We start from the raw sequence: 24,110 nt of genomic DNA, 5'->3' as shown, positions 1-24,110 counted from the left end.
TTGGCAGTACGATTTATCACTCCGCCGTTACTGAAGCGGCCTCAAACGGGCTTTCTGTTTTCTCAACCGGAAGCAATGGCCTATTTGTTACTTTATCTTCAAGAGTTTCTAATAACAGCTTACGAACAAGCCCGGTTTGTTTCTGTCCACTGGACTTTTGAAATTTCTTTATGGCTTCAGACGTTTTTGGCCCTGTCTTGCCATCAGCACTTCCCTCTAAATAACCAAGAGCAATCAAAAGTTCTTGTGCCTCTTTAATCTGCTCTTCAGGTAATTCCAGTGTCGAGAAGTAGCGAGCGATCGTCACGTGCCCGGCCTGTTCAGCCATATATTCAGCCGTTTCACCGACCGTATCTTCCTGTTCGATATCGGCACCGGATTTAACCATAAACTCGACCAGCAGTTTGTTTCCGGCCACAGACGCAGCCATCAATGCCGTCATCCCCAAAGGATCAGCAATATTAAGGTCAGCGCCTGCCTCAATCAAAATCTTGGATGTCACTTTATGATTGTTAAGAGCAGCCAACATAAGGGCCGTCCAGCCGTCTTTATCTCTTTTATTGAGATCAATCCCGCCCGAGATCATTTCTTTAATTGTTTTGACGGTTCCTTTTTCTGCCGCTTTAAACCAGCGTAACGCTTCCTTTTCCTGGCTATTCAGTTCAGTTTTTTCAGGGCTGGATTTCGCATCAACCGGCTCCCAACTCGCAACAAGCTTCTGCGCCAGGACCAGTTCTTCTTCCGATAGTCCCTCGACGAGATCCTGTTGTTCTTTGGCTGCGACTTTTATTTGCTGTTGGGCAGCCAAGGTAAAATAAAGCGAGGCAACAATCTTGTCTTCATTTGTACCTTTGCCATCACGATAAAGGCGCGCTAACTCCAATTGCGACTTCGCTTCACCTTGATCCGCACTGGTGTGCCAATAGCGAAAAGCAGTTGAATAGTCTTCAGCATCAAACGCCTTTTTTCCCTCTGTAAAATCAGCAAAGGCAACTCTAGGATTTATCCCCCCCAGGACAAGTACAAAGAGAACCATAAGGGCAATAGTACCGACAAACGGCAACAGGCCGAAAATTGGCTTTCGCATTAACAACACCGTGATATATTTCGCAAACAACATCCCTGTAACAGGGGTGTTACCGGGATCCCCCAACTCAGGTCGCACTCTACCCCGAAATCAATTCCTACAAATTTAGATGACCCGCGGGATAATCGGGCCTATATAGTACGGCAGTACATAAAAAGTACATAACCAAATACTTCTATTTTTTTACACAGGAATTGAGTGCAAAGCAACCATGCGAACAAACAAGTGGATCATCAGCAGCTTAGCAGTTATTGCTCTTCTATCGCTCTCATTATTTTATATATTACCCGAAGAAAAAACTGCTCCTGATCAGCGGCAGTTTATCCGTGCTGCGGTAAGCAATTACGGATCGCTTAAAGACAAAGGGATTGGACAGGTTGAAATCCTTTCAGATCGCGAAGTACGCTTTCTCATCACTGGCGCTTCTGACGACAATGCTCTCTCACAAGAGACTCTGGACGGAAACCTGAAAAGCTTCTGTGCTCTTTTGCTTCAGGAAGCTGCGAAAAGCCCTGTGGAAATAGTACCGGATGCAGAATTTCAACTGAGCTACCATCATCGTCAAATTGCTGCCATAAGTGGTGTTTATAGCTGTAAAAATGCTCAAAGCTGACACATCCATACCAAAACAATTCGATACAATAAATCTATCTGGTTCTATCGGCGTTTTTGATTCCGGGTCGGGAGGCCTTACCATATTACAGGCGCTACAAACCACTTTACCAATGCATGATTTCCTCTATTTCGGGGATCATCAGCGGGCACCTTACGGTGAGAAAACCGGGCCGGAAGTTTATGAAATGACCCGACAAGCAGTTCGATTCCTGTTCGATCAGGGATGCAACCTTGTCATTCTGGCCTGCAACACAGCATCAGCCATTGCCCTGCGAAAGTTGCAACAGGAATGGTTGCCTTCCTATGCCCCCAACAAACGTATCCTCGGCGTGCTTGTTCCCATGGTTGAAACTATCACGGACCGCCCCTGGATTAAGTGGGAACAACACCCCCAACAATATCTACAGGGAACTGTGGGTATCTTTGCTACCGAAGCTACGGTGAAAAGCAAGACCTATCTTGTTGAAATTGGCAAACGTGCGCCACAGCTTAACGTCATCCAACAAGCCTGTCCGGAACTGGTTCCTGCGCTGGAAACGAAAATAGACTCAGCAATAACAGATGCATTAGTCGAAGATTATGTAAGCCAACTGGTTGAGGAAAACAATAAAATCCCCAACTGGATCATGCTGGGTTGTACGCACTATCCCTTGCTTAAAAAAGCGTTTGAGAAGGCTGCTGACAAAATCATCGGCAATATCATGGGCCAAGGTGTTCCCATTCTCTGCCAACCCTCTATCTGTGCTGACAGTCTAGCAGATTACCTAAAAAGACACCCCAAGCTGACAAACAAAACAACAAAACAACAAGGCAAAACGCAATACTTCACTTCCGGGGACCCAGAGTATGTCAAAAAGACAACCGCTATTTTCCGATCACAAACATCGGCAGCTACCAACCATGAGGCCCAATGGATAAAAGCCTTGTAAATAAATGATAGCGGAATAAGGCTTGATTATTCAGGGTGCATAGCCCATGCGCAAATTACCCCACTGCTTTCCTTTAACCATGATTGGGGTACTTAGATCTTTCATTAAAACAAAGTTCCCTCCGCCCATATCCCGTAAATAACTTTGCAACAGGTATTCGAGTACATTCGCTCCGGCAGACGCCCCTGTCCTATCTGTGAAAATTCGCCGATTTCGACAATTACCCGCATTCCAGACAGGATCATCTGGTCTTTGCGGATTATTATAAATCAAGTTATGGGTTGGCAGATATCCGTTAACATCAACTGCCGCACAAAAAGCAACCTTCTCATGAAAATCAAGAACAGGTTCTTGAGCTTCGGGCAAGACGCGATCAGTGAAGTCCAGATACCTTGTCGTGTGTTGTTGTGGATTGCTGTTTTCAACAGCTTGATAGTCTCGGTCAAACAAATCATCCAATGATATTTCACCCGCATCGACCCCCTTTTCAAAGCGTCGGCCAATATCTTCCGCTACACTTATTCCCTTTGCAATAAAGGGCTGGTCAATTGCAATCACCCCTTCCAAACATGTTTTCGCGATTTCACTAGACTCTTGATTAAAAGAGACTTTAATTCCTGAAACATGAGCGTCCTGCACAACACCATGAAGCATTCCATAGGGGCGTAACTCAATATCAACAGAATTCCCCTCTTCCAAAATCATATCGAGTCTGCATAATAAAACACCTTCTGTTGTAAAATCTCGCAATGTTACGGGCTGACGGGTTCCTTCATAAGCCACAATACCATATAGATCATACGGGATACGTTCGAGTTGTTCTCCGCCATCCGAGTGTGTTTCCTTAACTGCAGTCTCTAAACGAAGATTAAGCGCCTCAAGAAGATCCCGCATCTGATTTGCACTGCTTTCCTGCGTTCCTGTCAAACTGCAAACATCGTTCACTTCTGCAACAACTTTCGACATAGAATCTGTTACCTGGCGCGTGCTAACGGCAGCTTGCTGTGCATTCTTGCCGATTTCATTAATTGCAGAGACTTGTTCCTGAACACGATCAGATACTTCCGAAGAAAAATCTTCGACAGAATTGATAACAGAAGAAATGTTCGAAATCACCTCGACCACTTGCCCTGTCACCGACTGAATTTCACTAATCTGATCAGTTATGTCTTTTGTTGCTTCCGCAGTTTGTTGCGCAAGGCTTTTCACTTCACTGGCAACAACGGCAAATCCTTTCCCGGCATCCCCTGCCCGGGCAGCTTCGATTGTCGCATTCAGAGCTAAAAGATTGGTTTGCCCGGCTATACCTTCAATCAGTTTGACAACATCCCCAATCCGTTCGGAAGCCTGCGCAAGGATCTGGATAGTATCAGTTGCTCCTTTGGCTTCTTTTGCAGCACCCTTCGCACTTTCCGCAGTTTTGGCTACATGTTCGCCCACCAACGCAACAGAAGCATTCATTTCTTCCGTTGCAGCTGCAACAGCATCAACATTTTGTGTTGCGGTATTAGCGTCATTTTCCAGTTGGCTAGCCTGGGTACTGACACTATCCAACGCATTCCGCGTTGCCATACTTGCATCCTGCATCGCGTCCCCCGCCAATTTGACCTGGGACATTGTTCCTTCAAACTCTCCCTGCAGAGCATCTCCAAGTGTATGAAGATCGCGACGGGCAGCATAAGCCCGCCGTTCAGCCAGCGTTAAATTATCCGTGTTCTCACTAGTCGCAATTTTCTCCATTCGGCGATAACACCCCCTGTTTTTTTTAAGGCATCCTGTAATGCCTGTACTTCTCAAAATCGCAGATAATAAGGTCCCGTATTTAAGTTAATAAAACGTTTGCCGAGGATAAATTTTCCTATCAAAGCCTTAGACCTTTGGCTTAAATAGCTATCGCAAATATTATTGCGCATCGTGGAAAATCAGACCGAGGGTGTGGCGCTTGCCGGACCTGATTTCACTAACACCATGTCGTATATTCACCCGATAAGTTCCACGTGTTCCATGTTTAGGGCGATGACGAACAGGAAAAATAACGGCATCACCTTGATCAAGAGGAACAACCTCTACACGCGACTGCATACGGGGTCGCTGTTCTGTGAGAACAAACTCACCCCCGGTAAAATCCTGTTCGGGCTTGGAAAGCAGGCAAGCAACTTGCAAGGGAAAGATGAACTCACCGTATACGTCCTGATGCAGACAGTTATAATCCCCAACTCCGTATTGCAATAACAAAGGCGTAGCCTTGCTTTGTCCTGCGTCGTGGCAAATATCGAGATACTCTTGATGCGTTCCGGGAAAGCGTTGATCTATTTTCATCAACCCATTCCACCTGTTTCCAATTTTAGCCAAGGGCTCATAAAATTCCCTTCGCAAACGAGCAATGAGATCCGGGAGAGGATAATCAAAATATTTATATTCTCCCTGTCCAAAACCATGTCGGGACATAACCACCCGAGAGCGATAAGGATCTTCTGCGTCATAACCGGCAGCCAGAACATGACAATCGCGCTCAGAAATTGCTCCCTTGAGGATGGCGTAACCTTTTTTATCCAAGTCTTGCGCCATCTTGACCTCAGATATCGCACAGAACCCCCGATAACCCAAAAATTGATCACTGAAGCTCTCTGCCACATCCATATTTTCAAGAATTTTCATTGGGCTGCAACCGCTTCACAATCCAATAACTTTTGCTTGCGTTCTACGCCCCAGCGATAGCCGGACAAAGCACCATCACTACGGACAACGCGATGACAAGGAATGGCAACGGCAATATGGTTTGCCGCACAAGCCGAGGCCACAGCCCGAACCGCCTTAGGTGAGCCAATTTTCTCTGCCACTTCCGCATAGCTCAATCGGCTTCCCACCGGAATATCAACCAAAGCTTTCCAGACGCGCTGTTGAAAGGCTGTGCCCCGAATATCCAACGGCAGATCAAGACCAATTGCGGGGTCATCGACAAACCCGACCACCTGTGCCACCCATTTTTCAAATTCCGTGTCACCACCCTTCAGGATTGCATTGGAAAAACGATCTTGCAGATCCTGCAACATGATCTCGGGATCATCGCCAAGAATAATGGAACAAATTCCCTTTTCACTTGCAGCAACAAGGATTGATCCCAGCGAACATTCCCCAAGGGCAAAATGAATTTCAGTATCCTTGCCCCCTTTGCGATAGCTCGTTGGCTTCATCCCCAACAACTTTTCAGTGTTGGCATAGAAGCGACCATTGGAATTAAAGCCGGCATTATAAATGGCTTCTGTCACCGTCTCGCTTTTGTTCAACCCTTTACGTACCCGATCATCCCGATGTGCATTGCTGTAGGCTTTTGGTGTGACGCCTGTGATCGCCTTAAAGGTACGGTGGAAATAAAAACGGCTCATGCCAACAGCTTCTGCCAAGGTATCAAGATCCGGTGCGTCCTCGGCTTCTTCGATCAGGCGGCAGGCTTTTTCAATTGCAAGAGCCTGACGTTCTTCCTTTTTCATTTCATTGGGACGGCACCGTTTACAAGCACGATATCCTGCTTTTTCAGCCTCTTCACAGCTGCTGTGAAAGCTGACATTTTCTCGCAATGCCAAACGCGCAGCACAGGAAGGACGGCAGTAAACTCCTGTCGTCAAGACAGCATAATAAAAAACATCATCAGCCGCAGTATTACGATCTACAATCGCCTGATAACGCTCATCATCCGTTAAAAATTCTGGTGAGGCACCCATAACATTTGCCATCTCTTTTGCTCCTGTCATCCAACTTGTAACACAACATTTCGTCAGTTTCTAAAAGCTATCTCAAAGATCATCTATCCAAACTCTGGTTCTTGCTTTTGAATTTTTGTTTTTTCACCTCCACTTTTGTCGAGCACACCATTGATATGCTGGATATGGCACCCTATGCAGCTCTAAAATCCGGAATCAATGGCGTGATGAACGTCTCGCAACAAAATACGGCTCCGAAGGATTTGTGGGTAAACAGTATTCTCCCCGGTGGCGCAGATACTCATGGAACGTTCTATTGCTTCCAACAAAGGAAGGGTTCGTTACAAACCATAGCAACAGACCTGCGGCACACCGCGAAAGAATAGCAAGCGTAACATTATTTCCGGCTTCAAATGACGCAAATTTTGTAACTAGTACAACCTGTTGATTCAAGACAGCGCCTGCATTAACAAAACATAGTCTTAAGGGTTCTATAATTACGAAATCATGTTTGGTAGAACTTTGGATTTGCTTAACGCAAAACGACCGTCACCAAGTGTGAACTGTGCGAAAGACAGCAAAATTAAATAAACTGGATATTCCCAACCACCATTAGGATAAGAGAAAACCCATCCATTACCAGCATGTACCCATGTTGCCCCAAGAAGAATGGGAAGCAAGGCCAGTGCAACCCATCGCGCCTGAATTCCCAACACCAGCATAAGACCACCGATTAATTCAGCAGTGAAAACGGCGTAGACAGTCCAGCCGGGAAAACCAATTGTTTCAAAAAAATCAGCCGCTGCTGCCAATCCGAAAATGTAAAACTTCAAAACAACGCCATGCGCTAAATACATGATGCCAAGCGCTACTCGAAGTACAAAAGTAGTAAGTTCCGTCAAATTATCCTGAGTCATTGCGATACCTCCACATATATGCATTTGCATGTACATTAATGCAAATGCATATATATGTCAAACTTGATGCAATTGCAGCTACCTGTCATTGTTGTCAGATGACGCATATACCAACACAAGAAATCATGAAAATCTGGGGGCGAATATTCCGCATCCAGAAAAAAGCTTTGGCCTATACAGAAAATGCACTCAAGGCCGAACAGCTTCCCCGACTTTCATGGTATGATATCCTGTTAGAGCTGGATAAAGCTGGTAACAATGGCCTCCGTCCTTTCGAAATTGAACGTAACCTGCTGCTTCCGCAGTATGGATTGTCTCGCTTGTTGGATCGCATCGAAAAAAATGGCTATCTACAACGTATACCCTGTGAAGAAGATGGTCGGGGACATCGGATAGTCATCACAAAAAAGGGACGAGATACAAGATTAAGGATGTGGCCAATCTACGCAAAAGCAATCCAAGATATTATAGGTTCCGGACTGTCAGAAAATGATCTTGGAACGCTTTCAAAACTTCTAATCAAGATCAATGTACCCGACCACTAGTCACAGGCAAAAAGCGCGTTAACTTGATCACACTTTTCAAGCCAGCAGCAAGGCCAGCCCGTTAGGTGACCTTGCTCTGAAACACACAGCATCAAAAATCAAATTGAACCGATATAGGTGTTTAACTTGATTTTTGCTAAAGGCTAAAGGAAATGTATATTTCTCTGCATAGGCGATAGTACATTTTTGGGAAAACGCAGGAAAGAATTGAGCCAGGTAGCCAATAGTATCCTACCCCAAAACAACAAGCCGCCCGTCCAGTCTGGCACCTGTTTCAGGTGAAATAATCTGACTGTTGCGAATGTGAGCAATAACTTCATTTCGATAGATCAATCCTGTGTGGTCGTAGTCCAGTTTGCGCATATCAAAACTTGGAATTCCCTCAGGAACGCCACCGCCAATTGTCTTACCGTTCCAATTTTCACCAAAGCCTCCGAGTGCAAGATAGGTATTCACGACCATCGTATAGCTTTTTTCCAAGCACTTCTCGATAGGCTCGCCTTTCAAGGTGATGTTCACAGCCCTCGCATCACGTGCTGATGCTCCGGGATCAATTTCATAACGAATGCCGGAAGAAAAATGCAGAAAACCACGCGATACAAATCCATCAAGATTGGTGTTTTCAACTTCTTCCTGACGCAATAACCTTTTGGCATTAGATTGCAGCATCTCATTTATCTGTTGTCCGTTAAGGCTGGCGATGTGAATGGCATCCGCGTAGGGCATAACATCATACCAGTTCTTGAAGCTGAGGGGACCGTGTTCTACACCCGTTGAAATACCTGTTGCGTTAAATTGTGCAAAGTCAACCTGCCCCCCGGCGAAGCTTTCAGATCTTGCCAGCACAGCATCATTCATATAGTTCGCAAGCTTATTTTCCCCGACATAGCGCGATGCAATCATCTCCTTACGTATCAGATCAGTACTTTCAACTCTACCAATTACTTCTGCTAGTTTACTATCCAGCGCCTTGATTAGCGGTGTTATATGCTGCTTTTCAAACTCTGCATCATAGTCGTCTTCGTTTTGCAGTGACGGAAATTTTGGATCATCAACAGCAACACGTTTATCCCCGGGTTTAATCGGATGTAGAGAAACCGAGCTATACCAGTCTTTGCGACCGTTCTCTGCCGCAATAGACATGGCAATATCCCCCAGATACTTGCCATGTGCTTCTGCCTGCGTAATCAATACACCGTCAATTAGATTGTTTTCATCCATCTTCTCTTCATTAAGACGCGTGTGCGTATGTCCCCCGACGACGACAACGGGCTTGTCTGTCAACTTGCTGGCAAGTCCGGCGATTGCAAAATCCCCCTCTCCAACATCACGTACTGTCGCAGCCTTCCCGGATGTATGTTTACCAACCCCATAGCCACAGTGTGAAAGAATCACGACAACATCAGAAATTTCAGCAACTGCAGGCAAAATGTTCTCGATCGCCTTCAAAGGACGATCGACGGCCAGCGTTTTGTCATCCGGTTGTCCAACACGAGTATCGATGTTGGTTGTCAGTCCAACCAAGCCAACCCGCAGGCCTTTGATTTCGGCAATCACCGCCGCGACATAATCTTCATCTCGCTTTAAATGTTGAGAAGAATGCACATTCGCGGATAACAATGGAAAACGTGCATCGGTTTGTACCGCTTTTTTCAAAAGTTCCGCACCGCGATCAAATTCGTGATTACCAATGGCCGCAATGTCCAGACCTGCTGCAGAATAGGTTCTATAGCCTGCATCAGCGACGAACTCATCTACGTTCCACCCCATAAGTTCATCAAAGATTGATCCCGTGTGGTCATCCCCGGCAGATACAAAAAGCACGGCCTCGTTTTCAGCAGCCGACGCACGTGCAGCCTTTACCCGCTTTACAATCTGGGAAAAACGATAGGTATCTCCTTTTTTCCCATGCATTTCGGTAATATGATTATGCATGTCATTAAAATGAAGAATTCGTAGAACCCGCCGTTCACCAGCAGTAAGTGTTGGTGATGGAACCGGGCTACCTTCTTCAGTGACAATCTGTTTAATTGCACCGCTCAATGGGTCTCCCTTGAGCAAAAACAGTTTTTCTATCGATCCCAAAGGATTGGGTGTAGCAGGAACCAATTGCAGTTCCCCAGCCAGTGGTGACGCATTACTACGCATCGTTAAAAAGGGAGAAAAACCAACAGCAGATGCCGCAACCACACCCCCAAGAAGCAACCGACGGCGGGTCATCCCCAATTTAACATTACTCATAACAAAAAATCACTTTCGCCAAGAAGAAGAATAAGAAGATAGGATCTCATCATCCTGCTCCCTGCCTATTACCAAGATATGACCCTGCCGTGATTTCTCAGTGAAAGTAATCTTTCAAAACAACTTTCACCCCTCCCCTGATGAAGACTAAGTATCATTACGCAGCATCTTTTCATCAGAGGCGTGATATTATTTGGTGCGTCATCGACACATAAACTTCAGAGGCTGGATATGATGCTCAAAACTCCGGGCACGTATGACATCAATTTGGCCTGCTGAACGGGAAAGGTTTCAAAATGAGTATAAAAGCATATAGTGCCGAGTTCCTTGGCACCTTCTGGTTGGTTTTCGGTGGCTGTGGATCGGCTGTCCTCGCGGCAGGTATTCCTGATCTTGGCATTGGTTTTGTCGGTGTTTCTCTCGCCTTTGGTCTTACCGTTGTTACAATGGCTTATGCTGTTGGCCATATATCCGGCGGGCATTTTAATCCTGCTGTTACTCTTGGCCTGTGGGCGGGGGGCAAATTCGCTGCAGGACAAATCATTCCCTATTGGATTGCCCAACTCGCTGGTGCCTTTATTGCAGCCGGATTACTCTATGTGATTGCAAGCAGTGTCCCGGATTTTTCTGTAACTGGTGGCTTTGCCTCGAATGGATACGGGGAACATTCGCCGATGGGATATTCTATGATGAGTGGCCTCCTTATTGAAGTCCTTCTAACCTTCTTCTTTCTCTTCATCATTTTGGGTGTCACCGATGAAAAGGCACCAGCGGGCTTTGCACCCTTGGCTATTGGCCTCGCGCTTGTCCTCATTCACCTGATCTCTATCCCTGTCACGAACACCTCGGTAAATCCTGCCCGTAGCACAGGCCCTGCTCTTTTTGTTGGCGGATGGGCACTTGAACAGCTTTGGCTATTCTGGATTGCCCCACTTCTTGGCGCACTCGTCGCTGGTTTCAGCTATCGCTGGTTCAAATCTTAAAATATTGCGAGGTACAGAATGGCTCTAGGGCCTTTCTGTATTATCAGTCTTATCAATATTCGAGGTTTCGAAGTAATTAATAATCCTGTGAACTTCATCATTCCACTTGGACATGAAGGCCTTTGCAAGATCATCATCCCTGTGCAAAGCACACAAACAGTTTCCCTTCATGACACCACCGTTCAACAAGTCATCCTCGTGATCTGTGCCACTGATATCAGCAATACCCAGATCAAAACTCTGCGTTGCGACCATCTTGTGAACTTGTGGTGAACTCCTTGTTGTCAGGGTCACTCTGATATTTTCCTGCTCCCCTGTGAACTGACTGATAACTTTGGGAAGTAAAAACGCTGACGGCCCCGGCATCGCTACAATTCTAAGAACGCCTTTTTCAAAATCACGAATAGAGCGCATATTTTGTTCAGTTGTCTGTAACCGGGACAAAATATCAGTCGCTTCAGACATTAAATAATGCGCTTCGGGAACAGGAATAAGTCGACGGCTCCGACGTTCGAACAAGGAAATTCCCAACTCATCCTCCAGCGCTTTCAAACCCGCGCTCAAAGCTGGTTGGGTTCTATTCAGATTACGGGCCGCCTGAGAAACAGATCCCGTCCGCATTACTTCGCGGAAAATAGCCAGGTTTTTTAAATTCATATGAAATATATATAAATTATTTTTATCAAAACCAAGATATTTCAAATTTGTATTTATGAATAATTCTTGTCACTGTGATTCTCGTTATTTCCAAAACACATAAAAACAAGCTTCGATTCAATCGAACTGATGACAACAGTGGAGAAATACAATGAAACGTTTAACCAAGATTACAGGTGCTCTTCTTGCCTGTTCTATGCTCGCAGGTGCTGCATCCGCGCAAGAAATGAAGTTCTTTAGAATTGGGACCGGCGGTGCTGGTGGGACCTACTTCCCAATTGGAGGCATCATTGCCAACGCCATATCCAACCCACCAGGTTCACGTGCTTGCGGCGAAGGCGGTAACTGTGGCGTTCCGGGCCTTGTCGCCATGGCTCAATCAACAAATGCATCGGCTCATAACGTAAACGCTATTCAGGCCGGACAGATGGAAGCCGGTCTTTCCGGCGCGGCAACCCTGCACTTTGCCTATAAAGGTATTGGCAAATACGAAGGAAACGCCAAACCGGACCTTCGTATCATTGCCAATCTTTACCCCGAAGATCTTCACCTTGTGATGCCCAAAGGCGGATCACTTGATGGTATCGGAGATCTAAAAGGTAAACGCGTTGGTATTGCACAGGCAGGATCAGGCACACAGATCGCGGTTGAACTGATTATCGGGGATTATGGCGTTAATCGCGATAATATCGAAGAAGCAGAGCTTAACAATTCTCAAAGTGCAGAACGTGTTGCTGATGGGCAGCTAGATGCTTATTTCTACGCTGCAGGAACGCCGGTTGCTGCAATGATCCAGCTGGATAACACCAAAGGGATGGAGCTTTATTCCTTCACTGACGAAGAAGTAAAACAGGCGAACAAAACAGTGCCTTATTACATTCCGTCAAAAATCCCTGCGGGTACCTACCCCGGCGTTACCTATGACGTAAATACTGTTGCTGTATCAGGTATTCTTGTAACCAACGCCAATCAGGATGAAGAACTGATCTATCAGATCACAAAAGCAATGTGGTCAGATACTGCCCGCAAACTTTTGGACAACGGTCACGCCAAAGGTAAAGCCATTACCCTTGAAACGGCACTCGATGGTGTCGAAGGTATCGGTGTGCCTCTGCACCCCGGCGCGGAACGTTTCTATAAAGAAGTCGGTATGATCAAGTAAAATCAAACTGATCTTGTAACAGGGAGCAAACAACCTTGCTCCCTGTTTAACGACCAATTTCAATAAATAAACATAAACAAATCTCTGCTGTAGAAGACTTGGGTGAAACATGTCGTTACAATCCGAACTCGACCAGAAAGCTCTGGATGCCATTGAGAGAAAATATGATACTTCTCTCAACACCAGAGAAAACGGGCCGCTTTTAACAAAATGCATCTATTGGGCGACAGTTGCCTTTGCCCTTTATCATTTATGGACAGCTGGTTTTGGAACGCCTGTGGATTATGTTCATATGGGTCTGCATCTATCGGGTTTGTTTCTGTTTATTTTCATTGGTTTTCCAATCATCAAAAATCAAACACGACTAGAATACAATCCGATAGGTTTCATTAAACCTGCCAACGTTCCTCTCTATGACTGGATCTTCATGATACTCGCGATTGCCGCATCACTATTTTTGTGGGTGAGCTGGCAAGGTGTTTCACTCATCGGGTATGAAGTTCCCAGCCAGATGTTACGTCAGGGAAACCCCACTGGACTTGATGTTTTCTTTGGCTCGGTACTTATCCTAGCCGTTCTTGAAATCGCTCGAAGAACAATCGGTTTTGTTCTGCCTCTTATTATTATGATCTTTATGATCTACGCGATTTTTGGCCCTCAAATGCCTGTACAAATATTACAACACCCCGGTGTGGACTGGTATCAGTTCGTAAACAACATGTACTTCCCATTCGAAGGTATTTTCGGGGTTACGCTCTGGGTCGTTTCAACTGTCGTATTTCACTTCGTGTTATTTGGTGTCGTTGCCCAACGGATGGGACTTGGTCAATTCTTTGTCGATAATGCCATGATCGCTGCTGGTCGCTACACGGGTGGCCCTGCGAAAGTTTCCGTCGTTTCATCTGCCTTTTTTGGCACGATATCCGGCTCTTCCATTGCCAATACTGTCTCCACGGGTTCTCTCACAATTCCCAACATGAAAAAGATGGGCTATCCGGGCCATTTTGCTGGTGGTGTTGAGGCAGCAGCCAGTGCGGGTGGACAGATAACGCCCCCGATTATGGGCGCAGCAAGTTTCTTGATGGCTGAATATCTGGAAGTTCCCTACACGACGATCGTTATTGCCGCCATTATTCCGGCCCTGATGCACTATATCGGCGTGATGTCTATTGTCCATTTCACCGCTAAAAAGCTCAACCTCAAGACCTACACCAAAGAGGAACTCCCTATTCTCATAAGAGTTTGGAAAGAAGGCTGGCATACAATCATCCCCCTTATTGCTCTTTTGGTTGTTCTTTTTTCCGGTTACTCCCCGAATATGGCCGCATTTATTGGCCTTAGTCTTTGTATTACAGTCGGCTTTTCAAGCTTTAGAAAACCTCTCACCCTGATTTTGCCACTGGCTTTGCTTGCCTTTGTGTTCTGGAAAGCGTCTGCCCTCAGTGGAGAAGGTTTCTCACCTGTTATGGCTGGTGTTTTAGCTGCCTGTATTATTATCGGGATGATCCACAAAGGAGAACGTCATAGCTTCAGGTCACTTTTTGACAGTCTTCATGTTGGCGTTCAATACGCCTTGGCAGTGGGTGCTGCTTCAGCAGCCGTTGGTATTGTTGTCGGGGTCATAAACACAACCGGGGTTGGGTTTAGATTAGGCTTTATGGTTACCGGTGGTGCTGCAGAAATGGCTGAAACCCTCCATGCCATTCTGGGTTGGATTCCTGTCGATGCCTTTACTCAAGCATCCATACAACAATTCTTGTCGCTTGTTCTTATTGCTATTGCCTGCATTCTGATGGGTGCAGGATTACCGACAACAGCCCTCTACATCATGCTCGTTTCAGTGGCACAGCCTGCTCTCTCTCAATTGGGTGTGCCACCTCTCGCCACACATATGTTCGTGCTTTATTACGGGGTGATCTCTGAAATTACGCCACCTGTTTGCGCTTCTGCCTATGCGGCGGCGGGTATTGCAGGGGCAAACCCCTTTAGAACTGGCATCAGTGCTTTCACCCTTGGTCTTGGCAAGCTTATGGTCCCGATGGTCTTTGTCTATGCACCGACGATGCTGATTGTCCTGCCAGAGTATTATAGTCTGTCATCATTCCTTCAGGTCACAATAACCTGTGCTATGGGTATTTTTGCCATAGCCACATCCGTTTCTGGTTACTTCCTTACCCACCTCACAGGAATTTGGCGTCTCCTGATGGCGGTTGCCGGGTTGTTGATGGTTGCACCTAGTTTAAATAGTGATCTTTTGTCTCTCGTCATTGTTATTCCAGTGCTCATTCAGCAATGGAATCAACGAGAGCAAAGCCCGTTAGTAAATGCCTAAAATCAATAAGCTTTTGATCATAGATATCTGGCCTAAGTAAAGATCGTAAAAGATGAAAGAAATAACAGTTATAGGTGCCGGCATTGTCGGCATATGTACCAGCTTGTCCCTGATCGAAGCCGGGGCCAAGGTACAACTGATTGATCGTGATGCCCCGGGACAAGGAACCTCATACGGAAATGCGGGAGTTATCTCGCCCTGGTCTATCATCCCACAATCAATGCCGGGCGTTTGGAAAAACATACCCAAATGGCTATTGGATCCCAATGGCCCTGTATCAGTTGACTTCTCGCATCTACCCAAGCTCATTCCTTGGGCATTAAAATTTCTTTCCCAAGCCAAGCCACCACATGTTCATGCCGCCGTCGAGGCGATGGAACTTCTTAATCAAGACAATATCCAGCGTTATCGCACACACCTCAAAGACACAGGATACGAACATCTCATTCAAGATAGTTACTATGTCCACGCCTATCGCAATGCCAACGCCGCAGATCTTTCCAGTTTGGAATATAAAATCAGGCAAGAAAAAGGGGCTGATCTTGAGCGAGTTGATGCCTCAGCATTACAAAAACTGGAACCTGCTCTTACCCATAATTACAAAGCTGCAATCCTGATAAAAGGACAGGCAAGAGCAACTTCACCCGGCTTAATTGGCGAAATCCTTGCCAATAAATTTCTCTCTATGGGGGGGGCGATCACAAGATCAAATGTGCTTGACCTCCGACAAACAGGTGATCAGTGGCGCGTGAAAACAACAGAGGAACAGATTGTTACGGACAATGTTGTCATTGCTGCCGGAGCATGGTCGACAGAATTACTAAAGCCTCTTGGGTACGACATTCCTTTGCAGTATGAACGTGGATATCACGCCATGTTCAAAGATCCGGGTGTAGCCCTGACGCACTCTATCATGGATGTAGATTACAAATGCGTGGCCTCTTCAATGAATGATGGTTTGCGTGTCGCCGGACAGGCTGAATTCGCTGATTTGGAAAAACCACCCACAAAATTCCGTGCGAATCGTATGGGAAATTTAGCGAGACAGATGGTTCCGAATTTGCCTGAAACACCCCCGGAAACGTGGATGGGAACCCGCCCTTCTTTGCCTGATAGCTTGCCCTGTATCGGAGAATTTTCTGGTTCCAAAAATCTATACGCCGCATTTGGGCACAGTCATTACGGATTAATGATGGCCCCCAAAACTGGCGCACTTGTCGCTGATATCGTTATGAACAATCCAATCAACACAGACTTGTCTGCCTTTAAGCCTGAACGTTTCACCAGAAAATAAAGCATAATAAAATAAGTAAACACAAAATTTGAATAGTGAATTAACATGCCACAGATACCAAAAAACACGAGACAAAAGGCCAATAATATCGGGCATCCAACTTTAGGTAATAGAACACGTGGTGATCGGAATATCTATGGTGTTTCCATCGGGGTTATCTGCCTTGAAAGTTATTTCCCCAAGCCATCTGGCCATATCAAAAATCCGGCAGGCTTATCCTTCCCTGTGCTCTATCACACGATTAAAGGCGCCACGGTGCAAAAACTTATTAATGCTCCGGATGCTGCCTTACGAGATCGCTTTATTACGGCGGCTAAGGATTTGGTACGCGAAGGCGCGCGGGCCATTACGAGTAGCTGCGGTTTTTCAGCGCTCTATCAAAAAGAACTCGCCGCAGCAGTGGATGTACCGGTCTTTGCTTCCAGCCTGATCCAGATCCCATTGGTTTGGAATATGACAGGCTGCAAAGCCCCGGTGGGTGTGCTCACCGCCAATAGTAAGGGACTTACCCCTGCCCACTTTGCGGCGGTAGGAGCTGCCGATATTCCTGTGGAAATACAGGGTATGGAGGATCAACCTGAATTCTCGACTGTCATTCTAAAAAACCAACGTACTGATATGGATCTGCAAAGAATAGAAGATGAAGTTCTCGATGCTGCCCGAAAACTGCTGGCACGGGCGCCCGATACCAAGTCACTGGTTCTGGAATGTACTGATATGCCGCCTTACGCCCATCGAATTCAAAGGGAAACGGGATTGCCCGTATTCGACCTGACAACCCTTGCGACCATGGCGCACAATGCCACAACGCCTCTACGCTACAAGGATCGTTTTTCAAATTGATCTCGAGTTTGAAGAGGTTCCCGAACAAACCTCTTCCCCGCTTTGGAGCATCTGTTTTCACCTGACATGCCTACTTGCCAGAATCAAAACAGGATTAAAACGCTGTGCGCTGACTCCAAAGCATTTTCACGGCCCGAAGGATTTTCATGTCTTTCGGGCTTTTTTTTCATTTCGCATAAAAAGCCAAAAACATAATTTTATGTAATATTTTCAAAAGAATAAAACTTAAAACACCATTATGAAATCATATGAAATTCACATATTTTTTTCATTAAAATGAAATTTTTGCTATCTTTTTTCATTTAATTCTGCCTCTATTATGCAAACAGGTTAGAAGAGTTTGGTAAGTTATGGCGCGACCCAAAGTAGAGAACGAGTTGGAAGAAGAGTCAGTCACCGTTGGTGGGCAGATCCGGGATCTGCGCAAGGCCAAACGCATGTCGGTGACAACACTGGCTGAAAAAATCGGTAAATCTGTTGGCTACGTCAGTCAGATCGAGCGCGGTATCTCTGCGGTTTCCATTCCCATTCTCAACAAAATCTCTGCAGCACTTGAAATCTCAAATTCATGGTTTTTCCACGGTGAAAATGACGCAGATCCAACCGAGAAGGCTCATGTTGTGCGTGCAGGCAGTCGTCGTCGCCTCAGCTTTACCGGATCCGGCATGGTCGAAGAGCTGATGTCCCCCGATCTTAGCGGTGACGTCGAATTGATTATGGGGCGTTTTGAGCCGGGATCAGCAACAGGTGAAGAACAGATTACCCGGGAAAAGGTTGAAGTTTCCGGACACGTCATAAAAGGAACCATCGCGGTTGAAATCGGGGAAGACACCTATGAACTCGGTGTTGGTGACAGCTTTCGCATCAATCCCGGAGATCCGCACAAAACCTATAACAATGGCGCGGAAGAGGCAGAAGTCCTCTGGATACTCTCTCCGCCCCACTACTAACGATCTGTGATCGATACTCGTTGGGGGCTACGTTCAAGACTACCCCCAACAAAATAAAACAATGCCCCGGGGCCCACTCCTCTTGTACTGAGCCCCCTCTTGTATGGAATTAGTAAGATGGCGAATAAAAAAGCTCTTCCCGAACAGGCACAGGTTGTAATTATTGGCGGCGGTGTAATCGGCTGCTCAGTGGCCTATCATTTGACCAAACTCGGATGGAAAGATGTTCTGCTGCTGGAAAGAAAACAACTTACCTGTGGTACGACCTGGCATGCTGCGGGTTTGGTTGGTCAACTCCGTGCAACGGAAAACCTGACCAAAATGGCAAAATACACTGCTGATCTATACAAGAACCTTGCAGCAGAAACCGGACAGGAAACCGGGCTGGTTCACACTGGCTCAGTCTCTGTTGCCCAGACCGAAGGTCGATTTGAAGAACTCAAACGTGGCGCATCTATGGCCCGCAACTTTGGTCTGGAAGTTGATGTCATCACACCGGAACAAATTCTGGAACACTATCCTATTGCTGATGTCAGTAACCTTGTCGGTGGTGTTTATCTTCCGGGGGATGGACAGACAAACCCGATTGATACAACACAGGCCCTCGCAAAGGGTGCTCGCCAGGGTGGTGCCACGATTATCGAAGGCATCAAGGTCGAAGACATCATAACAGAACCCGGCCCGGATGGAGGTAAAGTGACAGGCGTTCTCACCGATCAGGGTGACGTTCGTGCTGAAATCGTTGTGAACTGCGGCGGTATGTGGGCGCGCGAAGTGGCGAAAAAAGTCGGTGTGAATGTCCCCCTTCATGCAGCCGAACACTATTACATCGTGACCGAGGCCATCGAAGGCCTGCCAAAACTACCCACACTCCGCGATCCGGATGGCTATAATTACTACAAGGAAGATGCGGGCAAGCTGCTGATAGGTTGCTTTGAGCCAAATGCAGTGCCATGGGGCCACAAAGGTATTCCTGATAATTTCTGTTTTGATGAATTGCCTGAAAACTGGGATCAGTTCACCCCGGCACTGGAAAATGCCATGGCGCGTATTCCTCTGTTGGAAAGTGCTGGCATTCATACCTTCTTTAACGGTCCGGAAAGCTTTACACCCGACAACCGTTTCTACCTTGGCGAAGCACCCGAGATGAAAAATTTCTACGTTGCTGCTGGTTTTAACTCGACGGGTATCCAATCCGCCGGTGGCGCAGGCATGATGCTCGCCAACTGGATTGCCAAAGGCCATTGTCCGGTTGATCTGTGGGATGTTGATATCCGCCGTGTTCAGCCCTTCCAGGGTGGTGACAAATATCTTTTTGATCGCACAACAGAGGCTCTTGGCCTGCTCTATGAAATGCATTGGCCGGAAAAACAACCCGTTACCTGTCGCGATATCAAACGTTCCCCCATTCATGATCGCCTTGAAAAAGCCAACGCCTGTTTTGGGCAGATGGCTGGCTGGGAACGCGCAAACTGGTTTGCCCCCGAAGGTGTTGAACCAAAATATGAATACTCCTATGGGCCGCAGAACTGGCATGATTACTGCGGCGCAGAATGTAAAGCGGCCCGTGAAAACGTTGCTCTTTTTGATATGAGCTCTTTCGGGAAATACATGGTGCAGGGTAAGGACGCTGTGAAAATCCTCAACCGGATTTCAGGGGCCAACATTGACGTCCCGGTTGGCAAGATGGTCTATACGCAATGGTTGAACAAACGCGGTGGCATCGAAGCAGATCTGACCGTAACCCGTCTGGCAGAAAACAGCTTTATGGTGCTGTCATCAGGCGGCACACAGACCCGTGATTTCCATTTCCTCAACAGCCATATTTCAGAAGATGACCATTGCTTTGCAACAGATGTCACATCCGGCTATGCGCTCTTTGCTGTTATGGGGCCAAACAGCCGTGAGCTATTGAAAAAGGTAACCCCTGCCGACCTTTCCAACGCAGCCTTCCCCTTTGGCACCTGTCAGGAAATCGAGATGGGCTATGCCAAGATCAAAGCCGGACGCATCACCTATGTGGGTGAATTGGGGTGGGAACTTTATGTGCCATCCGAATATGCCGTTCATGTCTTTGATACTCTGATGGAAGCAGGCAAGGATATGGACCTCACCCTTGGCGGCATGCACGCGGTGGATACCTTGCGCTTGGAAAAAGGCTTCCGTCACTGGAGCCACGAAATTTCTGACGAGGATACCCCGTTGGAAGCAGGTCTTGGCTTTGCGCTTGCCTGGGACAAGCCAGATGGCTTCATTGGCCGCGAAGCTTTGCTGGAACAGAAGGGAAGACCACTTACCAAACGGATGGTTGCCCTCCAGCTCAAGGATGCCAAAACCGCGAATGGTGAACCGCCGATGATGTACCACAACGAACCGATCTACAAAGGTGACAGGATTGTCGGCAAGATTACATCTGGTCGTTACAGTCATACGCTGGGCTGTACGATCGGTCTTGGTTATGTCCACGATGAAAACGGCGTCACAGTTGACTGGGTAAAAGAAGATAATTTCTCGGTCGAAATCGCTTGTGAACGCTTTGAAGCCACCTTGTCCCTGAAGCCACTTTACGACCCGAAGTCAGAACGGCCTAAAGCAGACGGGTGAAGGTCCGGGAATAAGCTCCAGCCGATTGTACCAGCCAGTCATCGGCTGCGGGCCTTCCCCGCTCGACACCACCTGCCAAGCGGGCACACACAAGCCCGTATAAAACCACTGTACGCCCCTCAAGCTCTCCCAAGCCATTAGACCGTACACTGTGGATTAACCCGGTTCTGTCAAATAAGGAACCAACTCTACCGCAGCATTCTTCATAGAGTGTTGCGGTATTTTTTGAATAATGGATATACAGAGGATCATCCGCAGTTAATCGTTCGGATAGCGCTCAATTTACAAATGTCGGTCAAAATCCATCGACTTATGCAGTATCCGGATAACGTTGATAACCCTCTTATCTTGTTGAAAGAAAGTTACGTGAGATCCAGATAAAAATTTCCGATAGCCACTACGGACATCAGAAATATCCTTAGCCAAGAAAGGCTCTTCTCTGTGCCTTTCTATCGCAGCATAAAGTTCTCTGACATAGTTATCAGCCTGCTTGGCTCCCCATTGATTGTTGGTGTAATTCCAAATATCACTGAGGTCTCTTTTTGCAAGCGGTGTGAATACAATCTGTAAGGGCGAATGCCCCCTTCATAGTGTCAGTGATTTATTTTTATCGACCAGAAATGCTTCTAAATCCAAGGCGGAAGAAGCCCCCGATTTCTCACCTTCGATTAAGGCTTCACGAAGCTTTTCCAATCGCAAATGATCTTGCCGAATAAGATCTCGCACATAATCAGACGCATTAGCATAGCGCCCGGATTGCACATTATCCTCAACCCAGCTCTTCATCTGATCCGGAAGGGACACATTCATCGTCGCCATACCAAAACTCCTCTAAAAGAAACATTATTTAATGGCAATCTTTGTCATTTGTCAATTTCAACAATGATTAACGATCCATAGTTTTTTACTTAAACGACGATCCAGATACTGAGGAACATAATAAGAAGTGAGGAAAATAATAGCTAAATAAGTCTATTGTAACTTTTTCGAATTAATCACTGGTAGATCAAAAAATTCGTTATGTCTCAATTCTTTATTGTTATGCGAGCCAATAACATTACCAGAATTTTTGTGTGAACTACTGCGCTTGGCTTGCTGCCCCGCTTGCTCCATAGCGGTTACAGCATCAAGAGCCTGTAACAATGCTCGACTACACTTTAGCTTTGTGACCATTTGTACGCACTTTCACTTAAGTCGTATCGGGGTTTCTCTAAATACTAAAGTTGCCATGTTACCAATACACCCCTGCGAAGTTCATACTTATAACTAACAACCAATAAGTGTACATACTATAGAAAGTGAAAATCAGATAAACCCTAGGAATTAAGGGTGAACTAATTATCAATCGAGCAAACCAAGTTCTAGTGCTCTTCGAACAGCAGCTGTCCGTGATTGAGTACCTAACTTATGCAAAACACCTGTAATCAATTCATTGATATAGGCTTCAGATTTATCCAACGTTGCAGCAATCTCCTTTGATGACATTCCATAGGAGGCAAGCGTCAAAGCTTGTTTTTGCCGAAGCTTTAATGTCAGATTTCCCTCTTTGGAAACATGTATCGCTACTTGGTGAAAACATTCAGCAATAGCTGTCGCACAAGCGATTTTTTCTGGCGATGCTTCCCTGACATTTTTATTTTCATCTGTTTTTGCTGCAGCCATTGTCAAAATCGCCTTTGCTTTTGCAACCGATTTGAGAGGAACTGTTATTCCGTTAAAAACACCATATTTTGTCGCTTCATCAAAAAAATCCTGATACTTCCCCGTAAACTCTGGCATGCAAGCTGACCAGAAAAAAGTAGCATTTCTATTGAATGCTTCGACAAAAACGGGATCTATTTGATCGTATCTTTTTTCAAAATAAATAGCTTTCCATTCTTCACTATAGGTATAGATCGATACCTCAATCGCCACACAATTCTTGGTAAAGAGGACATAAACAAACTGCTGAAAATCTAATCTGTGAATAACTTTAGTAAGAACACTCTGCAAATCATCAGTTGTTTCGCATTGTTTTATTTCTTTCAATGACAACACTAACTCAGAGTATTTCATGGCCCTATCCAATCAACGAAAAGAACGTTTCACCCTAGCAATTCAGGGTGAAACGTCCAATAAAATATATCCGATTTAGGGGATTAGCTAGCAACCCTTACAGCAAACAGTATCCTGCCCCCGATTTAAAATTAGCTTAAAGTAAGATAGTCTTTTTGCAGTTTGATACCGGGAGACCGATGTATGAAAAGACGTAAATGGACGAGTGAGATGAAGAGCCTGATTGTATTGTCAGGCTTGCAGGGACAATCCGTCAGCGATATTTGTACTGAGCATGGCATCAGTCAGGCACAATATTATCAGTGGCGAGACCAGTTTTTGTCGAATGCTTCGAGGGCATTTGATAGTGAGAAGGTTGGCAAGAAGCAGGCTCGGCTTGAAATTGAGAACCAGAAACTCAAAGGACTGGTTGGAGAACTAACGCTTGAATTAAAAAAAAGCGAGCCGTGGTTATGAAGCGGGGTTCTTATGCAGCAGTCGCTGTTAAAAATGCGCCTCTTGTCAGACGTATAGGGGAGATTAAATCAGACCATCCTTTCTGGGGTTATCGCAGGACATGGGCACACTTGAGGTATGTGGATAATATCAATCTCAGCAAGAACCGTGTGCACCGCTTGATGAAGGAGCACAATCTTTTGGTGACAAAAAACATGAAGCTTAAGGCTATTCGCCGGGCAAATACCAAAAAGCCAAAACCAGATCGTCCAAACCAGTGGTGGGGCATTGATATGACCAAGGTTATGATCGAAGGTTATGGTTGGGTTTATGTTACGATTGTTATCGACTGGCATACCAAGAAGATTGTTGGTCATCATGCTGGCCTGCAATCCAAAGCCTGGCACTGGCTGGTGGCTCTTAATATCGGTGTTAACCGACAGTTTCCTGGTGGCGTCAGAGAACACGATCTGAAACTGATGTCAGATAATGGCTGCCAGCCAACAGCAACTTCTTTTATGAAAGCCTGCAACGCAATGGGCATAAAGCAGGCCTTTACCTCTTACAACAATCCAAAGGGCAATGCTGATACCGAACGTTTTATGCGGACCCTGAAAGAAGAGCTTGTCTGGATCAATGAATGGACAAGCCCAACCGTATTTTTTGAAGCTTTAAACAAATGGATTGAGCACTATAAACAGCAGCTATTTGCACTCAACGCTCGGCTACATGCTGCCTGAAAAATTTGAGAGTGAGTTTA

Annotated in this window: 24 protein-coding genes; 12 read left to right on the top strand and 12 right to left on the bottom strand. The window is 46.1% G+C overall.

From position 1 onward, the window contains the following. Positions 1-16 precede the first annotated feature (16 nt). Positions 17-1,087 (bottom strand): ankyrin repeat domain-containing protein, encoded by a 1,071-nt coding sequence (locus D9A03_RS10420; protein WP_162938079.1) that lies wholly within the window; start codon positions 1,085-1,087, stop codon positions 17-19. A gap of 211 nt (positions 1,088-1,298) precedes the next feature. On the opposite strand from D9A03_RS10420, the gene D9A03_RS10415 reads away from it, so the two are divergent. Continuing rightward, complete coding sequence (locus D9A03_RS10415; protein ID WP_120497120.1) at positions 1,299-1,700, top strand: hypothetical protein; 402 nt, start codon at positions 1,299-1,301, stop codon at positions 1,698-1,700. Then, a complete protein-coding gene (gene murI / locus D9A03_RS10410) occupies positions 1,687-2,631 on the top strand; it encodes a glutamate racemase (protein ID WP_120497119.1) in 945 nt (314 codons plus the stop codon). The genes D9A03_RS10415 and murI overlap by 14 nt, the downstream gene beginning before the upstream one ends. A 30-nt stretch (positions 2,632-2,661) precedes the next feature. Here murI and D9A03_RS10405 read toward each other — a convergent pair whose 3' ends face one another. The 4 genes from D9A03_RS10405 to D9A03_RS10385 form a co-directional block, all read right to left on the bottom strand. Next, entirely contained in the window at positions 2,662-4,371 is a 1,710-nt protein-coding gene (locus tag D9A03_RS10405; RefSeq protein ID WP_120497118.1) for a methyl-accepting chemotaxis protein, read from the bottom strand. A 162-nt stretch (positions 4,372-4,533) separates the two neighbouring features. After that, positions 4,534-5,289 (bottom strand): 2OG-Fe(II) oxygenase, encoded by a 756-nt coding sequence (locus D9A03_RS10400; protein WP_254055022.1) that lies wholly within the window; start codon positions 5,287-5,289, stop codon positions 4,534-4,536. Continuing rightward, positions 5,286-6,365, bottom strand: a complete 1,080-nt coding sequence (gene ada / locus D9A03_RS10395) for a bifunctional DNA-binding transcriptional regulator/O6-methylguanine-DNA methyltransferase Ada (RefSeq protein WP_120497117.1) — start codon at positions 6,363-6,365, stop codon at positions 5,286-5,288. The genes D9A03_RS10400 and ada overlap by 4 nt, the downstream gene beginning before the upstream one ends. A 464-nt stretch (positions 6,366-6,829) precedes the next feature. Continuing rightward, positions 6,830-7,249 (bottom strand): DoxX family protein, encoded by a 420-nt coding sequence (locus D9A03_RS10385; RefSeq protein ID WP_120497115.1) that lies wholly within the window; start codon positions 7,247-7,249, stop codon positions 6,830-6,832. 38 nt (positions 7,250-7,287) lie between these two features. On the opposite strand from D9A03_RS10385, the gene D9A03_RS10380 reads away from it, so the two are divergent. Beyond that, the gene (locus D9A03_RS10380; protein WP_120497114.1) at positions 7,288-7,794 is read left to right on the top strand and encodes a MarR family winged helix-turn-helix transcriptional regulator; all 507 of its coding nucleotides are present in this window, start codon (positions 7,288-7,290) and stop codon (positions 7,792-7,794) included. Positions 7,795-8,025: 231 nt separating this feature from the next. On the opposite strand, the gene D9A03_RS10375 is transcribed toward D9A03_RS10380, so the two are convergent. Further along, positions 8,026-10,035, bottom strand: coding sequence for a bifunctional UDP-sugar hydrolase/5'-nucleotidase (locus D9A03_RS10375; RefSeq protein ID WP_216825441.1), 2,010 nt, complete (start codon positions 10,033-10,035; stop codon positions 8,026-8,028). Between the two features lie 296 nt (positions 10,036-10,331). Between D9A03_RS10375 and aqpZ the strand changes: the two genes are divergently transcribed. After that, positions 10,332-11,018, top strand: a complete 687-nt coding sequence (gene aqpZ, locus D9A03_RS10370; RefSeq protein ID WP_162938078.1) for an aquaporin Z — start codon at positions 10,332-10,334, stop codon at positions 11,016-11,018. A gap of 24 nt (positions 11,019-11,042) precedes the next feature. Here aqpZ and D9A03_RS10365 read toward each other — a convergent pair whose 3' ends face one another. Then, a complete protein-coding gene (locus D9A03_RS10365) occupies positions 11,043-11,675 on the bottom strand; it encodes a LysR family transcriptional regulator (protein WP_120497667.1) in 633 nt (210 codons plus the stop codon). A gap of 151 nt (positions 11,676-11,826) precedes the next feature. Here D9A03_RS10365 and D9A03_RS10360 point away from each other — a divergent pair, with 151 nt between their 5' ends. From D9A03_RS10360 to D9A03_RS10335, 6 genes are all read left to right on the top strand, one after another. Further along, positions 11,827-12,837: a TAXI family TRAP transporter solute-binding subunit gene (locus tag D9A03_RS10360; protein WP_047765878.1), complete on the top strand. Its 1,011-nt coding sequence runs from the start codon at positions 11,827-11,829 to the stop codon at positions 12,835-12,837. Between the two features lie 109 nt (positions 12,838-12,946). Continuing rightward, positions 12,947-15,169 (top strand): TRAP transporter permease, encoded by a 2,223-nt coding sequence (locus D9A03_RS10355; RefSeq protein WP_120497112.1) that lies wholly within the window; start codon positions 12,947-12,949, stop codon positions 15,167-15,169. A 52-nt stretch (positions 15,170-15,221) separates the two neighbouring features. Continuing rightward, complete coding sequence (locus D9A03_RS10350; protein WP_120497111.1) at positions 15,222-16,463, top strand: FAD-binding oxidoreductase; 1,242 nt, start codon at positions 15,222-15,224, stop codon at positions 16,461-16,463. Positions 16,464-16,508: 45 nt separating this feature from the next. Continuing rightward, positions 16,509-17,306 carry an aspartate/glutamate racemase family protein gene (locus D9A03_RS10345; protein ID WP_120497110.1) on the top strand — a complete coding sequence of 266 codons (798 nt, stop codon included), beginning with the start codon at positions 16,509-16,511 and terminating at the stop codon, positions 17,304-17,306. A 350-nt stretch (positions 17,307-17,656) separates the two neighbouring features. Continuing rightward, on the top strand, positions 17,657-18,256 hold the full coding sequence (locus D9A03_RS10340; RefSeq protein WP_120497109.1) for a helix-turn-helix domain-containing protein: 600 nt from the start codon (positions 17,657-17,659) through the stop codon (positions 18,254-18,256). A 117-nt stretch (positions 18,257-18,373) separates the two neighbouring features. Continuing rightward, on the top strand, positions 18,374-20,860 hold the full coding sequence (locus D9A03_RS10335) for an FAD-dependent oxidoreductase (RefSeq protein ID WP_120497108.1): 2,487 nt from the start codon (positions 18,374-18,376) through the stop codon (positions 20,858-20,860). Here D9A03_RS10335 and D9A03_RS20200 read toward each other — a convergent pair. The 5 genes from D9A03_RS20200 to D9A03_RS10315 form a co-directional block, all read right to left on the bottom strand. After that, positions 20,844-20,969: a hypothetical protein gene (locus tag D9A03_RS20200; protein ID WP_256386292.1), complete on the bottom strand. Its 126-nt coding sequence runs from the start codon at positions 20,967-20,969 to the stop codon at positions 20,844-20,846. The two genes, D9A03_RS10335 and D9A03_RS20200, sit on opposite strands and share 17 nt — an antisense overlap. 173 nt (positions 20,970-21,142) lie before the next feature. Next, on the bottom strand, positions 21,143-21,424 hold the full coding sequence (locus D9A03_RS20280; RefSeq protein ID WP_120497107.1) for a type II toxin-antitoxin system RelE/ParE family toxin: 282 nt from the start codon (positions 21,422-21,424) through the stop codon (positions 21,143-21,145). 21 nt (positions 21,425-21,445) lie between these two features. Continuing rightward, positions 21,446-21,679, bottom strand: a complete 234-nt coding sequence (locus tag D9A03_RS10325; protein WP_120497106.1) for a type II toxin-antitoxin system ParD family antitoxin — start codon at positions 21,677-21,679, stop codon at positions 21,446-21,448. 153 nt (positions 21,680-21,832) lie between these two features. Continuing rightward, a complete protein-coding gene (locus D9A03_RS10320; protein WP_120497105.1) occupies positions 21,833-22,033 on the bottom strand; it encodes a hypothetical protein in 201 nt (66 codons plus the stop codon). A gap of 168 nt (positions 22,034-22,201) precedes the next feature. Then, on the bottom strand, positions 22,202-22,915 hold the full coding sequence (locus tag D9A03_RS10315) for an autoinducer binding domain-containing protein (protein ID WP_120497104.1): 714 nt from the start codon (positions 22,913-22,915) through the stop codon (positions 22,202-22,204). A gap of 183 nt (positions 22,916-23,098) precedes the next feature. On the opposite strand from D9A03_RS10315, the gene D9A03_RS10310 reads away from it, so the two are divergent. Together D9A03_RS10310 and D9A03_RS10305 are read left to right on the top strand one after the other, a co-directional pair. Further along, positions 23,099-23,371: a transposase gene (locus tag D9A03_RS10310; RefSeq protein ID WP_120497103.1), complete on the top strand. Its 273-nt coding sequence runs from the start codon at positions 23,099-23,101 to the stop codon at positions 23,369-23,371. Beyond that, positions 23,368-24,090: a DDE-type integrase/transposase/recombinase gene (locus D9A03_RS10305; RefSeq protein ID WP_120497102.1), complete on the top strand. Its 723-nt coding sequence runs from the start codon at positions 23,368-23,370 to the stop codon at positions 24,088-24,090. The genes D9A03_RS10310 and D9A03_RS10305 overlap by 4 nt, the downstream gene beginning before the upstream one ends. Positions 24,091-24,110 lie beyond the last annotated feature (20 nt).

It is taken from the genome of Kiloniella sp. EL199, from assembly GCF_900313065.1.
GTDB lineage: Bacteria > Pseudomonadota > Alphaproteobacteria > Kiloniellales > Kiloniellaceae > Kiloniella.
The sequence above is the reverse complement of the archived record's forward strand: the minus strand, read 5'-3'. Positions and strand labels throughout refer to the sequence as shown.

What these genes read in the sequence shown, in the direction of transcription:
- D9A03_RS10335 (WP_120497108.1), top strand. Translation starts at nt 18,374, where the DNA reads ATGGCGAATAAAAAAGCTCTTCCCGAACAGGCACAGGTTGTAATTATT.
- ada (WP_120497117.1), bottom strand. Translation starts at nt 6,365, where the DNA reads ATGGCAAATGTTATGGGTGCCTCACCAGAATTTTTAACGGATGATGAG.
- D9A03_RS10325 (WP_120497106.1), bottom strand. Translation starts at nt 21,679, where the DNA reads ATGGCGACGATGAATGTGTCCCTTCCGGATCAGATGAAGAGCTGGGTT.
- D9A03_RS10345 (WP_120497110.1), top strand. Translation starts at nt 16,509, where the DNA reads ATGCCACAGATACCAAAAAACACGAGACAAAAGGCCAATAATATCGGG.
- D9A03_RS10320 (WP_120497105.1), bottom strand. Translation starts at nt 22,033, where the DNA reads ATGGTCACAAAGCTAAAGTGTAGTCGAGCATTGTTACAGGCTCTTGAT.
- D9A03_RS10365 (WP_120497667.1), bottom strand. Translation starts at nt 11,675, where the DNA reads ATGAATTTAAAAAACCTGGCTATTTTCCGCGAAGTAATGCGGACGGGA.
- D9A03_RS10340 (WP_120497109.1), top strand. Translation starts at nt 17,657, where the DNA reads ATGGCGCGACCCAAAGTAGAGAACGAGTTGGAAGAAGAGTCAGTCACC.
- D9A03_RS10380 (WP_120497114.1), top strand. Translation starts at nt 7,288, where the DNA reads ATGCAAATGCATATATATGTCAAACTTGATGCAATTGCAGCTACCTGT.
- D9A03_RS10310 (WP_120497103.1), top strand. Translation starts at nt 23,099, where the DNA reads ATGAAAAGACGTAAATGGACGAGTGAGATGAAGAGCCTGATTGTATTG.
- D9A03_RS10360 (WP_047765878.1), top strand. Translation starts at nt 11,827, where the DNA reads ATGAAACGTTTAACCAAGATTACAGGTGCTCTTCTTGCCTGTTCTATG.
- D9A03_RS10420 (WP_162938079.1), bottom strand. Translation starts at nt 1,087, where the DNA reads ATGCGAAAGCCAATTTTCGGCCTGTTGCCGTTTGTCGGTACTATTGCC.
- D9A03_RS10405 (WP_120497118.1), bottom strand. Translation starts at nt 4,371, where the DNA reads ATGGAGAAAATTGCGACTAGTGAGAACACGGATAATTTAACGCTGGCT.
- D9A03_RS10305 (WP_120497102.1), top strand. Translation starts at nt 23,368, where the DNA reads ATGAAGCGGGGTTCTTATGCAGCAGTCGCTGTTAAAAATGCGCCTCTT.
- D9A03_RS10350 (WP_120497111.1), top strand. Translation starts at nt 15,222, where the DNA reads ATGAAAGAAATAACAGTTATAGGTGCCGGCATTGTCGGCATATGTACC.
- D9A03_RS10385 (WP_120497115.1), bottom strand. Translation starts at nt 7,249, where the DNA reads ATGACTCAGGATAATTTGACGGAACTTACTACTTTTGTACTTCGAGTA.
- D9A03_RS10355 (WP_120497112.1), top strand. Translation starts at nt 12,947, where the DNA reads ATGTCGTTACAATCCGAACTCGACCAGAAAGCTCTGGATGCCATTGAG.
- D9A03_RS10315 (WP_120497104.1), bottom strand. Translation starts at nt 22,915, where the DNA reads ATGAAATACTCTGAGTTAGTGTTGTCATTGAAAGAAATAAAACAATGC.
- D9A03_RS10400 (WP_254055022.1), bottom strand. Translation starts at nt 5,289, where the DNA reads ATGAAAATTCTTGAAAATATGGATGTGGCAGAGAGCTTCAGTGATCAA.
- D9A03_RS10415 (WP_120497120.1), top strand. Translation starts at nt 1,299, where the DNA reads ATGCGAACAAACAAGTGGATCATCAGCAGCTTAGCAGTTATTGCTCTT.
- D9A03_RS10375 (WP_216825441.1), bottom strand. Translation starts at nt 10,035, where the DNA reads ATGAGTAATGTTAAATTGGGGATGACCCGCCGTCGGTTGCTTCTTGGG.
- murI (WP_120497119.1), top strand. Translation starts at nt 1,687, where the DNA reads ATGCTCAAAGCTGACACATCCATACCAAAACAATTCGATACAATAAAT.
- aqpZ (WP_162938078.1), top strand. Translation starts at nt 10,332, where the DNA reads ATGAGTATAAAAGCATATAGTGCCGAGTTCCTTGGCACCTTCTGGTTG.